Source organism: Arthrobacter sp. Y3221157 (assembly GCF_059089865.1).
The window spans coordinates 1-13,383 of sequence record NZ_JBNHFD010000026.1 but is presented as its reverse complement, the minus strand read 5'-3'; the positions used below and the strand labels follow the sequence as shown (position 1 = coordinate 13,383).

At 64.9% G+C, this 13,383-nt stretch carries 14 protein-coding genes; 1 reads left to right on the top strand and 13 read right to left on the bottom strand.

Annotation, left to right across the window (positions count from 1 at the left end; all coding sequences use genetic code 11):
- Window positions 1-68: 68 nt before the first annotated feature.
- From atpA to AC5RTT_RS09230, 8 genes are all read right to left on the bottom strand, one after another.
- Window positions 69-1,706 (bottom strand): F0F1 ATP synthase subunit alpha, encoded by a 1,638-nt coding sequence (gene atpA, locus AC5RTT_RS09265; protein ID WP_494144942.1) that lies wholly within the window; start codon window positions 1,704-1,706, stop codon window positions 69-71.
- 78 nt (window positions 1,707-1,784) lie between these two features.
- Entirely contained in the window at window positions 1,785-2,612 is an 828-nt protein-coding gene (locus AC5RTT_RS09260; RefSeq protein WP_494144941.1) for a F0F1 ATP synthase subunit delta, read from the bottom strand.
- Entirely contained in the window at window positions 2,612-3,163 is a 552-nt protein-coding gene (locus AC5RTT_RS09255; RefSeq protein ID WP_009356485.1) for a F0F1 ATP synthase subunit B, read from the bottom strand. The genes AC5RTT_RS09260 and AC5RTT_RS09255 overlap by 1 nt, the downstream gene beginning before the upstream one ends.
- 52 nt (window positions 3,164-3,215) lie before the next feature.
- Window positions 3,216-3,419 (bottom strand): ATP synthase F0 subunit C, encoded by a 204-nt coding sequence (gene atpE, locus AC5RTT_RS09250; protein ID WP_009356484.1) that lies wholly within the window; start codon window positions 3,417-3,419, stop codon window positions 3,216-3,218.
- Window positions 3,420-3,526: 107 nt separating this feature from the next.
- Entirely contained in the window at window positions 3,527-4,327 is an 801-nt protein-coding gene (atpB, locus tag AC5RTT_RS09245; protein WP_035751787.1) for a F0F1 ATP synthase subunit A, read from the bottom strand.
- A gap of 81 nt (window positions 4,328-4,408) precedes the next feature.
- Window positions 4,409-4,747 carry an AtpZ/AtpI family protein gene (locus AC5RTT_RS09240; protein ID WP_494050752.1) on the bottom strand — a complete coding sequence of 113 codons (339 nt, stop codon included), beginning with the start codon at window positions 4,745-4,747 and terminating at the stop codon, window positions 4,409-4,411.
- Window positions 4,740-5,222 carry a Cg1360 family ATP-synthase-associated protein gene (locus tag AC5RTT_RS09235; RefSeq protein ID WP_494144940.1) on the bottom strand — a complete coding sequence of 161 codons (483 nt, stop codon included), beginning with the start codon at window positions 5,220-5,222 and terminating at the stop codon, window positions 4,740-4,742. The genes AC5RTT_RS09240 and AC5RTT_RS09235 overlap by 8 nt, the downstream gene beginning before the upstream one ends.
- A 109-nt stretch (window positions 5,223-5,331) precedes the next feature.
- Window positions 5,332-6,444 carry an MraY family glycosyltransferase gene (locus AC5RTT_RS09230; protein ID WP_494008637.1) on the bottom strand — a complete coding sequence of 371 codons (1,113 nt, stop codon included), beginning with the start codon at window positions 6,442-6,444 and terminating at the stop codon, window positions 5,332-5,334.
- 286 nt (window positions 6,445-6,730) lie between these two features.
- Between AC5RTT_RS09230 and AC5RTT_RS09225 the strand changes: the two genes are divergently transcribed.
- Window positions 6,731-7,627: a glycosyltransferase gene (locus tag AC5RTT_RS09225; RefSeq protein ID WP_494144939.1), complete on the top strand. Its 897-nt coding sequence runs from the start codon at window positions 6,731-6,733 to the stop codon at window positions 7,625-7,627.
- Between the two features lie 42 nt (window positions 7,628-7,669).
- Here AC5RTT_RS09225 and AC5RTT_RS09220 read toward each other — a convergent pair whose 3' ends face one another.
- The 5 genes from AC5RTT_RS09220 to rho all read right to left on the bottom strand — a co-directional run.
- Window positions 7,670-8,425, bottom strand: a complete 756-nt coding sequence (locus tag AC5RTT_RS09220) for a WecB/TagA/CpsF family glycosyltransferase (protein ID WP_494144938.1) — start codon at window positions 8,423-8,425, stop codon at window positions 7,670-7,672.
- On the bottom strand, window positions 8,425-9,285 hold the full coding sequence (locus tag AC5RTT_RS09215) for an L-threonylcarbamoyladenylate synthase (RefSeq protein ID WP_494144937.1): 861 nt from the start codon (window positions 9,283-9,285) through the stop codon (window positions 8,425-8,427). The genes AC5RTT_RS09220 and AC5RTT_RS09215 overlap by 1 nt, the downstream gene beginning before the upstream one ends.
- Before the next feature lie 12 nt (window positions 9,286-9,297).
- Window positions 9,298-10,170 carry a peptide chain release factor N(5)-glutamine methyltransferase gene (gene prmC, locus AC5RTT_RS09210; protein ID WP_494144936.1) on the bottom strand — a complete coding sequence of 291 codons (873 nt, stop codon included), beginning with the start codon at window positions 10,168-10,170 and terminating at the stop codon, window positions 9,298-9,300.
- 12 nt (window positions 10,171-10,182) lie between these two features.
- On the bottom strand, window positions 10,183-11,256 hold the full coding sequence (prfA, locus tag AC5RTT_RS09205; RefSeq protein ID WP_494008642.1) for a peptide chain release factor 1: 1,074 nt from the start codon (window positions 11,254-11,256) through the stop codon (window positions 10,183-10,185).
- 307 nt (window positions 11,257-11,563) lie between these two features.
- Window positions 11,564-13,383: transcription termination factor Rho (gene rho, locus AC5RTT_RS09200; RefSeq protein WP_494144935.1), on the bottom strand; the 1,820-nt coding region annotated here is incomplete at its 5' end.

Here is a 13,383-nt window from a genome sequence, read left to right as displayed (position 1 = left end):
ATCCTTTCCTAACATTCCGTAAACCGGGTGTGCCGGACCCTGAGGCCCGGCACACCCGGTGAGCGGAACTAGCGCTTCTGCTTGACGATCTTTTCCTGGTCAACGTCGCCCTCGGAGATGGACTCATGCTCCTCGTGGCCCGCACCCACCAGGTGGTTGTCGCCTTCACCGAAGAAGCCCTTCTTGAAGTCCACGATGGCGGACTTCAGAGCTGCAACGGTGTCGTCGTCAAGAACGTTGGTCTGGGCCAGCGTGGTGAGGATGGAGGACTTCCGGCCCAGGTGGTCCAGGAAATCGCGCTCGAAGCGCCTGATGTCCTCAACCGGAACGTCATCCAGGTAGCCGTTGGTACCGGCCCAGATGGAGACGACCTGGTTCTCAACCGGGAACGGCGAGTACTGGCCCTGCTTCAGCAGTTCCATCAGTCGGGCACCACGGGTCAGCTGCTGCCGGGATGCCGCGTCCAGATCCGAGGCGAACATGGCGAATGCCTGCATGTCGCGGTACTGGGCGAGATCCAGTTTCAACGTGCCGGAGACCTTCTTCATGGACTTGACCTGTGCGGCACCGCCCACGCGGGACACCGAGACACCCACGTCAACGGCGGGGCGCTGGTTGGCGTTGAAGAGGTCCGACTGGAGGAAGATCTGGCCGTCGGTGATGGAGATGACGTTGGTCGGGATGTAGGCCGATACGTCGTTCGCCTTGGTTTCGATCAGCGGCAGGCCCGTCATGGAACCGGCACCCAGTTCGTCGGAGAGCTTGGCACAACGCTCCAGCAGGCGGGAGTGCAGGTAGAAGACGTCACCCGGGTAGGCTTCGCGTCCCGGCGGGCGGCGGAGGAGCAGCGACACTGCACGGTAGGCCTCAGCCTGCTTGGACAGGTCATCGAACACAATGAGGACGTGCTTGCCGCCGTACATCCAGTGCTGGCCGATGGCCGAACCGGCGTACGGTGCCAGGTACTTGAAGCCCGCGGGGTCGGAAGCAGGGGACGCCACGATGGTGGTGTACTCCAGCGCGCCGTTGTCCTCGAGGGTCTGGCGGATGGCGGCGATGGTGGACGCCTTCTGGCCGATCGCCACGTAGATGCAGCGGACCTGCTTGGTCACGTCGCCGGAAGCCCAGTTGGCCTTCTGGTTGATGATGGTGTCGATCGCGATCGCGGACTTGCCGGTCTGGCGGTCGCCAATGATCAGCTGGCGCTGGCCGCGGCCGATCGGGATCATGGCGTCGATGGCCTTGAGCCCGGTCTGCATCGGCTCGTGCACCGACTTGCGCTGGGTCACGCCTGGAGCCTGCAGCTCCAGTGCACGGGTGGTCTCGGCCTTGATCTCGCCGAGGTCATCGATGGGCACGCCCAGCGGGTCAACAACACGGCCAAGGAAGGCGTCGCCCACGGGCACGGACAGTACCTGACCGGTGCGGTGGACTTCCTGGCCTTCTTCGATGCCGGTGAAGTCGCCGAGGACGATGACGCCGATTTCGCGGACGTCGAGGTTCTGGGCCAGGCCCAGGGTGCCGTCCTCGAAGCGCAGCAGCTCGTTCGCCATGACCGAGGGGAGGCCCTCAACACGGGCGATGCCGTCACTAGCGGTGGTTACGCGGCCGACCTCTACGCGCTCTGCGTTTCCGGGTTCGTAGGACGCCGCGAACTCGTTCAGCGCAATACGGACGTCGTCGGCGTTGATGGTCAATTCGGCCATCTGCAGTCCCTGCTCTCCTGTTTTGTGATCACCGTTAAGGTGACCGGGGTTTCTATCAGTTTGTTGGTGCTTGTCCGGCTAGCCGGCCAGCTGGCGTTGCAGCTCGCCCAGCCTGGTGATGACCGAAGCGTCGAGCACTTCGTCACCGACCTGGACGCGGATTCCGCCAATGAGTGCTGGATCAACATTGACGTTGATCTTCAGTTCCCGCCCGTACAGAGCATTCAGGCCCGCCCGGAGGCGTTCCAGCTGCGTCTGCGTCAGGGGTCGGGTCACGCTGACCGTTGCAATCCAGCGCTGCTGCCGCTTGGCCGCCAGTTCGGCGAACCGTTCAACGAGCCGGGTGGGCTTGATGCCCCGGGGCTGGGAAACTGCCTGGGTGATGAGGACCTTTGCTTCCTCACCCACCCCGGGCACCAGCTTCGCGGCGAGGGCAGCCTTGGCGGCTGCACTGGCCTGCGGCTCGGACAGAGCACGTTGTACCTCGTGGCTGGAGGCAACAGCCTGGTTGAAGGAGAACAGCTCGTTCTCCAGCTCTTCCAGGCCAGTGATTCCGGAGGCAGAAACGGCCGACTTGTTTTCAGCAACGGAAATGACCACCGTTGCGGCAAGAGTCTCGAGTGCATCGCCGATATCGCGCGCCGATGCCCAGCGTGAACTGGCCAGTCCGGATGCGATCTCTGCAGCATCAGCGGAGACTTTTCCGCCAACCAGCTGCCTCACCAGCGCCGACTTTTCGTCACCTGAACGCGACGGGTCAGTCAGGGCGCGGCGCAAGCCAGCCGAGCTGTCCACCATTTCCAGAATTCCGAAGAGTTCCTTTGCCAGCTGCAGCGACGCGGTGGGAAGCTTGGCTTCCAGCGCGGCCAGCGCTGTTGCCAGCGATTCGCTCGATACGCCTGCCATTACTTTGCTGCACCTGCGTTCTGGGTCTCCAGATCTGCCAGGAAACGGTCAACTACCCGCGCTGCGCGCTCATCGTCGTTGAGCGATTCGCCCACGATGCGGCCGGCAAGGGTGGTGGCCAGGGTGCCCACCTCTGAACGCAGGGACACAACGGCCGCCTGGCGCTCGGATTCGATCTGTGCGTGGGCCTGCGCGGTGATGCGGGCAGACTCTGCAGCTGCCTTCTCCTTGAGATCCGCAAGGATCTGGGCACCCTCCGCGCGGGCTTCCTCACGGATGCGGTTGGCTTCGGTGCGGGCGTCGGTCAGCTGCTGCTTGTACTCTTCGAGTGCAGCAGACGCCTCAGCCTGGGCCTTTTCAGCCTTTGCAATGCCGCCTTCAATAGCCTCGGCACGCTCGGCGAAGGTCTTTTCGAACATCGGGACAACGAACTTGACCACGATGAACATGAGGATGGCAAAGCCCACGAGGACAACGCCCATTTCCCAGATGTTGGGCATCAGGGGATTGACTTCGCCCTCAGTGGCGGCTGAGATGATCAGCTGAGCCATTTTTTCACCCGTCCTTTTCTACTCGGTTCTGTAAGTTCGCTTCGTTCCAGGACTAGAGAACGAAGGCGAAGACCAAGCCGAGGATGGCGAGGGCTTCAGTCAGCGCAAGGCCGAGGAACGCGATCGGCTGCAGCACGCGCTGAGCTTCAGGCTGACGGGCAACGCCGTTGATGTAAGCAGCGAATACGAGGCCAACACCGATACCACCGCCGATTGCGGACAGACCGTAACCTACGAGGTTGAGATTGCCTTCCATTTTTCTTCCTTTCAAGATGCCACTTCAGTGGCAGGTTGTTTGGGTTGCTTCATCCCCCGCGAAGGGGAAGTCTGTGTGCCTGCCGGAATTGCATCCGGCGGCATTGCCTAGTGGCTGTCGGCGTGCAGTGCGCCTTCGATGTAGATCGCGGTCAGCAGGGTAAAGACGTAGGCCTGCAGGACCATGATCAGCGCCTCGAGCATGTACATCGCGATGGCACCTGCCAGGACCAGGACCGAGGTTCCCTTGAGCAGGATGTTTTCCTGCATGACCAGGTATTCGATGCCGGAGCCGGCGATCATCACAATGAGGTGGCCTGCGAGCATCGTGGCGAACAGACGGAGGCTGTGCGTGACGGGCCGGACCAGGAAGTTGGAGATGATCTCGATCGGGATGACGATCGGAAGGATGAACCACGGAACACCCGAGGGAACGGTGGCCAGCTTGAAGTAGCGCAGGCCGTTCTTCTTGACGCCGATGGCGATCCAGGTGAAGTAGACGAGGCCGGCCAGCACGTACGCGCCACCAACGTGGGAGAAGGTGGGGAGCTGGATCAGCGGGATGGCGCCGTAAATGTTGTTCACCAGGATGAAGAAGAACAGGCTGAACAGCAGCGGGACGTACTTGATAAAGTCCCTGCCGCCGATGATGTCCTTGGCGATTCCGTTGCGGACAAAGCCGTACGCGGCTTCGCCGGCGAACTGGAGCTTGCCGGGTACCAGCTGCTGCTTGCGTGCGGCCAGCACGAAGAAGGTGGCGATAATGGCGACAGAGAGGAGGACCAGCAGCATCTGCTTGGAGAATCCTTCTGCGGCACCCCACGGCAGGATTGCCGGCAAATGCATTTCGTTAATACCAGGAGGAGCGAACTCTCCTGAATCTTGGGCCGGGAGCGCAAGCGCGATCAACGCGTTTCCTCTCTGCAGTGTCCATCATTGGGCGTTGGGCGGGGACCGGCAGCCTGACGGCCTGCTGTTCCCCCTGTGAAATTATTTGGCATTAGTGTCGCCGTCCGTGGACGGCCCGCTGGCAGCAGGACGCTCGCCAGCATTTTTACGAGAACTGGTGAGGCCATGCATGTGGGAAAGGTAAAAACCTCCGACGGCTCCAAGCAGAGCGCCTGCGAGCACAATCCAGCGCGTTCCCCACATATAATCCAGTCCCCACCCTATCAAACTCCAGACGATGATTCCGCCAATGATGTAGCTGAAGACGGCCATCCCGGCGTTGTATCCGCCGTCGGAGTTGTTGCCTGAGACGCCGGGGGCGGAGCCGCCGGATACGGGCTTGCCGGCGGAGGCTTTTCCGGACTTTTTGGGGTCACGCATCGGAGGCTTCCTTGGTTTCTGGATCGTTGTAGATCTGCAGGCGGGCTTTGCTGAAACCAGAGAGCTCAGCGACCTGCCACAAAACGACGGCGGCCACCGCACCTGCAACAAACCAGCGGCCGTGCAGCCATTGCGGAGCGCCCACCACAAACAGGACCGCGGCGAACCCCACCACCTTGATGAAGTAGGTGGCCACGAACACGCCGATGGCACCGGAGGGATTGCTGCGTCCCACGAAATGGCCCACCAGGAGGCTTGTTCCGAAGAACAGCATCACCAGGAGACCACCCAGCAGAACGGACACCGCACCGGCGGAGCCGTCCAGTAGCGATGCAGCCCCGGCGCACAGCACCAGTCCCGCCGCCGCAGCTGCGGAACTGAGCTTCAGGAGATGCAGCCAAAGGGACCGGGTGGGACCGGAAGCACCAACGGGTCCTTTGCCGGACGCGGGTCCGGACTCGGCGTTGGAGGTCATGCGATCCCAATCGTCGGTACCAAGCGGCAGCAAGCCGCACGGCGGGGTGGAGGGGCAGCTTTGGCTGCCCCTAAATTCTACATGAGATAGAAATGGTTACGCACCGGCGTTACGCCGCAGTTTCCTCGTTACGGCGCGCGAGGTAGGGCCACGCGGTGACGAGGCCCATCACCAGGGTGGCGAAGAGGTCAACAGCGAGGACGATCTGCCACGGGAAGATGGCAAAAGCCAGTCCCCCGAACGACAGCACGCCGGTCCACAGGTACATCAGGACTACGGCAGTGCGGTGCGAGTAGCCGATGTCCATGAGCTTGTGGTGCAGGTGGCCCCGGTCGGCGGACCACGGCGACCGGCCGCGCGCGGTCCTGCGGACCACCGCAAGGCCCAGGTCCAGCAGCGGCAGGAACAGGACGGCAAACGGCAGCAGGATGGGAATCACGGTGGAGATACCGTTGGCCCGGTCGTAAAGCCCGCTGGTGATCTGGCCGGTGGAGACCACACCGGCGGAGGCCATGAGCAGCCCGATCAGCATGGCGCCGGAGTCCCCCATGAAGATTTTCGAGGGGAACCAGTTGTGCGGCAGGAAGCCCAGGCAGCTGCCTACCAGGACTGCGGTGATGAGGGTGGCGAGGTCCGAATAGTCCAGGAGGACGGCGTTGCGGTGCACCCAGTACGCGGTAAAGAAGAACGCGGTGCCGCCGATGATGGCCACGCCGGCGGCCAGTCCGTCCAGGCCGTCAATGAAGTTGAAGGCGTTCATGGTGGTGACGATCAGCCCCGCGGTGAGCACCACCCGGATGGTTTCGTTTTCCAGGTAGATGGGTTCCGGTACCCAGGGCACGATGGTCATCTGGACGCCCCAGACCGCCACGGTCAGGGCGGCGGCACTCTGGCCGATGAGCTTCACCCACCACCGGATGTCCAGCAGGTCGTCCGCCACACCCACGAGGACGATCACGGCAGCGCCGGCAAGGACGCCCCACGGCGAGAAGTTGTTCCGGTAGATGTCCTTGACGAAGAAGGACTGGCTCGCAACGATCAGCGCCACCATCACGCCCAGGAAGATTGCGACTCCCCCGAGCCTCGTGACGGGGGTTGAATGCACATCGCGGCTGCGGATGGGCAGGTGCAGTTCGAGCCGGTGGCCCACCACGCGGGCACCCCAGGTGGCGGCATAGGACACGACGGCAGCAGTCAGCCCCATGAGCAGGTACATGATCATGGGGTGTCGGCCGTTTCAACTGGGGTGGAAATGCAGCGGAGCAGCGTTGGCGGCTGTACACCGGCGGGTGGGCTCACTGGCAGGGAATCTGTTCTTCGATAAATGAAACTTCTCCGTCGCCGAGCACGCAGCAGGCAGTGCGAAATGGCTGACACGCAGTGCCTTACAGGGCTGTATTACAGTGGACTCTAGTCAAAGATACTAGCGCCACCGGCTTCATGGCTCCGCGCCACACGGCGCATTACGAGCGGGGAACTCCCTGACAGCCATGCTGAAAGGACCCTTCATGACCCCCCGCATTGCAGTTGCCGCCGTCACCTTCAACCGCCCGAAGGAACTGGCTGTACTGCTGGATTCGATCAACTCGCAGACGGCGGCGGTGGACACCATTTGCCTGGTGGACAGCGGAACGGAGCCGGCGCGTGAGGTCGCCGGCCGGCACGAAAATGTGGACTACGTCAGGTCGGAGGCCAACCTGGGCGGAGCAGGCGGCTTCGCGCTGGCCGCGCTCAAGGCGGTGGCCAGCGGCGCCAGGTGGATCTGGATGATGGATGACGACGCCGAACCTGCGGATCCCGAATGCCTCGCCACCCTGCTGCGGGAGGCGGAGGCGCGCGACCTTGAAGCGGTGGTCCCGCTGGTGACGGCCCCGGGGCATCCGGACCGGCTGTCCTTCTTCTTCCGCCTGGACGGAAAAGTCACTCACAGCAGGGCCGAGGTTGAAAAGCTGGGGTTCCTGCCCAACGACGGGCATTTCTTCAACGGCGCGCTGATCCGTTCCGACGTCTTCTTCAAGGTGGGCCTGCCCGACATGCGCCTCTTCATCCGCGGCGACGAGGTTGACTTCACCATCCGCCTCCGGAAGGCCGGGATACGCTTCGGGACCGTGACCACCACGGCCATTACGCATCCCCATGCCTTTGCCGAAACACAGCACGTCTATGGCGCCCGCTGGCACGTCATCGTTCCCGAGAATGCGTTCAAGCGGTACTACTACTACCGTAACCGCGGGTACCTGATCCGGCGCTACTTCCGCGTCCGTTCGCTGGTGGCCGATGTGGGCGGGTACGCGGGCTACTTCCTGCAGCGACGGGACCTGGCAGGGTTCCTGGGCTGGGCCTCATCGTTCAGCAAAGGCCTGCGGGGCAAGGGCTTTGCACCCCTGGAGGACCAGAAGTTCTAGGCCGCGTCCTGCAGTTCCTGCGGCCTTTACTTCCTGCGGCCTTTACTTCCTGCGCAGCCGCCTGCCGGCCAGGAGCCACAGGAGGACCCACGGCTCGCCGAAGACCCGGTAGGCGACGCGCCGGGGATGCAGGAGGAGGCGCCAGGCCCATTCGAGGCCAAGGCGGCCAAGCCAGCGGGGTGCCAGCTTCTGGACACCCGCGAGCTGCTCAATGGCACCGCCCACGGCGCAATACACAGCGGGCGGCAGCGACTCCAGCCGGCGCTGGAGAACTTGTTCCTGCAGCGGCATGCCAAGCCCCAGCAGGACCAGCTGCGGCTGCTGGCGGTACAGCCATTGAACGGCGGCATCTTCGAGGCCGGGGTTCCAGTTCTCTCCCGGGAATCCGGCCACGTGCGCGCCGGGAACGATGGCCTTCAGCCTCGCGACCGCACCCGCATTCGCCTCGGCGCCGGCTCCCACGACGGCGATCCGTTCCAGTCCCCGCACCTGGTCCAGGGCGGGAAGCCAGTCGGTTGAGCCCAGTCGGTAGTCCATGACCGGGCCCTCGGCATTGCCGGTCCTCCCCCACAGCCACAGCACCGGGGCACCGTCAAGGAGCACCACGTCGCTGCGCTCGTACAGGGAGCGGAAGCCGTCGTCGGACAGCGTCAGGGTGACGCTGTGCAGGTTGTGGCCCAGGACCGTCCGGGTGGATCCGTCCTGGATATAGCGGCTGAGCGCTTCCACCAGTTCGGGAACCCGCAGCGGGGTCGCATCAACCTCCAGGAACGGGATCTGCTGGCGTTCCAGGGTCATCAAGGCTGCTGGCTCTGGTCCGGAGCAGCCTGGCCCTGTGCCGGGGAACCGCCGGGTGCGGGAGCTACGGCGGAGGAGCCTGCGGCCGCGGGCGCATCTTCGATGCGTTCCTCCCCCACGGGCACGGCATCAGCCGGCACCACAGCGGGCACCACGCCAGCAGGCTCCTCAGCAGCCGGGTCCTCCTCCGCCATGGGAATCTCCCCGAGTCCAAGAACGCCGGGCACGTGTTCGCGGAGCTGGTCCAGGCTGACGGCGCCGTTGCGGACTACCCGGAGACGCGGCCCGGTGGCGTCCACGATGGTCGAGGCCACCGCAGCTTCACCCTCGGCAGGGCGGAAGCCGCCTTCCAGGTAGACCTCCACAGAGTCTGCCAACTGCTCGCGGGCGGCCGCGGCGGTCTGCGCCGGCGCGTGGCCGGTGCGGTTCGCCGAGGAGACGGCAAGCGGCCCGGTGAGGGTCAGCAGCTCCTGGGCGATGTCGTCCGCGGGCATCCGCAGTGCGACAGTTCCCTTGGTTTCGCCGAGGTCCCAGTCCAGGGACGGCTGCGCGTGCAGGATCAGGGTCAGGCCGCCGGGCCAGAACGCCTCGGCGAGCTTCCGGGCGTCAGCCGAAACATCCGTGGCCAGGCCGTCCAGGGCATTGATGCGCGGGATCAGGACGGGCGGCGGCATGGTGCGGCTGCGTCCCTTGGATACCAGGAGCATGGTAACGGCCTGTGGTGAGAAGGCATCGGCCGCGATGCCGTACACAGTATCCGTGGGAAACACCACGCACCTTTTTTCGCTGATAGCGCGCTGGGCATGCTCCAGCCCCTGGGCGCGCTGGTCGTCAACGGTGCAGTCGTAGGTTGTGGTCACTGGCCTATTCTTTCATTCCGGGTGGTGCTGTTCCGCGAGCACGGCGCTGGTGGCGCGCTCCTTCTGGTTCAGGTCCACATGCGTGGTGATGTTGCGCCACGTTCCCGCGCGGCCCATCATCGAAGCAATCCAACCGGCCTGGACCTCTGCGTGCTCCATGACAAAGAAGCCGCCTGGCCGCAGCAGCCGGGCAGCCGAGGCCGCTGCCGCCGTCGGAAGTTCCATGCCGTCCGCTCCCCCGCCGTAGAGTGCTTCCGGAGGGTCGTGAAGCGCAACTTCGGGCTCGTTGGGGATGGCCTCTGCCGGGATGTAGGGCGGGTTTGAAACCACGACGTCGAAGGTGCCGTTAAGCTCCGGCAGTGCCGTACGCAGGTCCCCCAGCACCAGGTGGACGCCCAGGGGCGCCAGGTTCTTTGCCGCCCAGGCATGCGCCAGGCGGCTGTATTCGACGGCGTGCACCTCCGCCCCGGGGACCTCATAAGCGATCGATCCGGCGATGGCGCCGGATCCGGTGCCGAGGTCCACGATGCGGGGCGACGGCATCCCCTTGACGTGGTCGATGACGAGCTGGGCCACGGACTCCGTCTCCGGCCGCGGAATGAACACTCCGGGACCCACCGCCAGCTCGAGGTAGCGGAAATGCGCCACCCCGGTGATGTGCTGCAGGGGGACCCGGCCGGCCCGCTCCGCCACCAGCTCTGCGTAGCCGTCGGGGGCGGGCGCATCGCCCAGCATCAGGGCGCGAAGCCGGCCCAGACCCACCTTCAGGAGGTGGTCGGCCAGCAGTTCGGCATCGACGCGCGGGCTGGGGACACCCGCGTCGCGAAGGATGGCAGTTGCCTCGCTGACCGCTGCAGCGAGGGACTGGCCCGGCCCGTTGGTCATACCCGGCAGGAACTAATCGTTCAGCGCGTCCAGGCGCGCCTGCTCGTCCATCTCGATGGCGGACTGGATGACGGGCTCCAGGTCGCCGTTCATGACCTGGTCCAGGTTGTACGCCTTGTAGCCCGTCCGGTGGTCCGCGATGCGGTTCTCCGGATAGTTGTAGGTGCGGATGCGCTCCGAGCGGTCCATGGTGCGGATCTGCGACTTCCGCTGTTCGGAGTTGGCGGCGTCGATCTGCTCCTGCTGGTGGGCCAGGATGCGGGCGCGGAGGACCCGCATGCCAGCTTCGCGGTTCTGCAGCTGCGACTTCTCGTTCTGCATGGCCACAACAATGCCCGTGGGCAGGTGGGTGATGCGGACGGCGGAGTCCGTGGTGTTCACGGACTGTCCACCGGGGCCGGACGAGCGGTACACGTCGATTTTGAGGTCGTTCTGGTTGATCTCGAGCTCTTCGGGCTCATCGACTTCCGGCAGGACCAGGACGCCGGCGGCGGACGTGTGGATACGGCCCTGGGATTCGGTGACGGGAACGCGCTGCACGCGGTGTACCCCGCCCTCGAATTTGAGCCGGGCGTACACGCCCTCGGCGGGATCATTCGAGTTGCCCTTGACGGCCACCTGGACGTCCTTGTAGCCGCCGAGGTCCGACTCGGTGGCAGAGATGATCTCAGTCTTCCAGCCGCGCGACTCGGCGTAGCGGGTATACATGCGCAGGAGGTCGCCGGCGAACAGCGCGGCTTCATCACCGCCTTCACCGCCCTTGACCTCGAGGATCACGTTGCGGGCGTCGTCGGGATCGCGCGGGATGAGCAGCCGGCGAAGCTTTGCAGCAGCAGCCTCCAGCGAAGCCTCAAGCTCGGGCACCTCGGCAGCAAACTCGGGATCCTCGGCAGCCATCTCCTTGGCGGCAGCAAGGTCGTCGCGGATGGCCTCCCACCGGTGGTAGGCCTCAACAATGCCATTCAGCTGAGCCGACCGCCGCCCCAGCTTCCGGGCAAGCCGCTGGTCAGCATAAACAGCAGGATCCCCCAGCTGCGCCTGGATGGAATCATGCTCATCAAGCAGGCCCTGTACGGACTCAAACATTTTTCAAAACCTCTTTCGACTTGTACAAGTCTAGTAACCCGAGGGCGAAGGTAGACAAACGGGGAAGGCGACCGGGGCGAACTGCCGCTGGGAGGCGACCGCCCCGTTCAGGTGACGGACAAACGAAACGAGCCGCTGATTCTGCTGCCCCGGGAGCGTTCGACGACTGCCCAACCTTCGCAAGCTCAGGTCGGGGCCCTCGTCGTCTCTCTTATCGGGCCTGCCGAAGCCGGGTGGCTTGGGATCGTAGATCGCAAGCCACCCGGCGTAGGGGCGGGGACAGCAGAATCAGCGGCTCAAAAGGGCGTTATTTGTCGTTATCCGACTTCGCACCAAGCGTCGTCTTCTGGACCTGCATGAGGAACTCGACGTTGCTCTGGGTTTCCCGGATCTTGTTGGTGAGCAGTTCAAGGCTCTGCTGGGTCTCGAGTCCGGAGAGGACGCGGCGCAGCTTCCACATGATCTTGACTTCTTCCGGCGAGAGCAGGTTCTCCTCGCGGCGGGTACCGGACGCGTTGACGTCCACGGCGGGGAAGATGCGCTTGTCGGCCAGCTGGCGGGACAGGCGGAGTTCCATGTTGCCGGTGCCCTTGAACTCTTCGAAGATGACCTCGTCCATCTTGGATCCGGTCTCCACGAGGGCGGTGGCCAGGATGGTGAGCGAACCGCCGTTTTCGATGTTGCGGGCGGCACCGAAGAAGCGCTTGGGCGGGTACAGGGCTGCGGAGTCCACACCACCGGACAGGATGCGGCCCGAGGCCGGTGCTGCCAGGTTGTAGGCACGGCCCAGGCGGGTCATGGAGTCCAGCAGGACCACCACGTCCATGCCCATTTCCACCAGGCGCTTGGCGCGTTCGATGGAAAGTTCGGCCACGGTGGTGTGGTCATCGGCGGGGCGGTCGAAGGTGGAGGCAATGACCTCGCCCTTGACGGTGCGCTGCATGTCCGTGACTTCTTCGGGGCGTTCGTCCACCAGCACCATCATGAGGTGGACCTCAGGGTTGTTGGTGGTGATAGCGTTCGCGATGGACTGCAGGATGAGCGTCTTTCCGGCCTTGGGCGGGGAGACGATCAGGCCGCGCTGGCCCTTGCCGATGGGTGCCACGAGGTCGATGACGCGGGGGCCGATCTTCTTGGGATCGGTCTCGAGGCGCAGCCGCTCGGACGGGTACAGCGGAACCAGCTTGGCGAATTCGACGCGGTCCTTGAGTTCTTCTGCGGTCTTGCCGTTCACGGAGGTGACCCGGACCAGGGCGTTGAATTTCTGGCGGTTGGACTGCTGGCTGCGGTCCTCGCCGTCACGGGGTGCACGGATGGCACCAACGACGGCGTCGCCCTTGCGCAGGTTGTACTTCTTGACCTGGGCCAGGGAAACGTAGACGTCGTTCGGGCCGGGCAGGTAGCCGGAGGTACGGATGAAGGCGTAGTTCTCCAGGACGTCCAGGATGCCGGCGACGGGCAGCAGGACATCGTCCTCGGTAATTTCGACGTCGTCGACGTCGGGGCCCTGGGAGCGTCCGCGGCGGCGGTCGTTGCGGTCGCGGAAGCGGTCGTTGCGGGAGCTGTCGCGGTCCTGGCCGCCGGAGCGGTCATTGCGGTCGTTCCGGTCGCGGCGGTTGCGGCGGTTCCTGCGGCTGCCGCCGTCGGTATCGTCGCTGTCGTCACGGCGGTTGTCGCGCGTGCCTTCGCGCTGCCCGGCCTCGCGGCTGCCTGCGTTGTCGCGGCCGCCGTCGGAGTCGCGTCCTGCGGTGTCCCGCCCGCTGCGCGTGCGGCCCTCACGGCGGTCGGTGCGCTGGCCGGCTTCGACGGAGTCGGCGGCGGGGGCTTCGGCGCGCTCAGGTGTGCGCTGCTCCGCGGGAGCCTGTTCCGGTGCGGCCTGCTCGGCCGGAGCCTCGGCGGGGGCTTCCTGCACGGCCCCGGCAGCTTCGCCGCGGCGGCGGTTGCGGGTGCGCGGCTGGCGGCGCTCGGGTGCAGCTTCCGATTCAGCGGCTTCCGGCGCGGCAGGAGCTTCCACCGGAGCGGCTGCAGCAGGTGCCTCGGCAACTGTTTCAGGTGCTGCCGGAGCAATCACGCCGTCGCTGACTGCCCGGCGGCTGCGGCCACGGCCACGGGTGCGCGGGGCTTCAG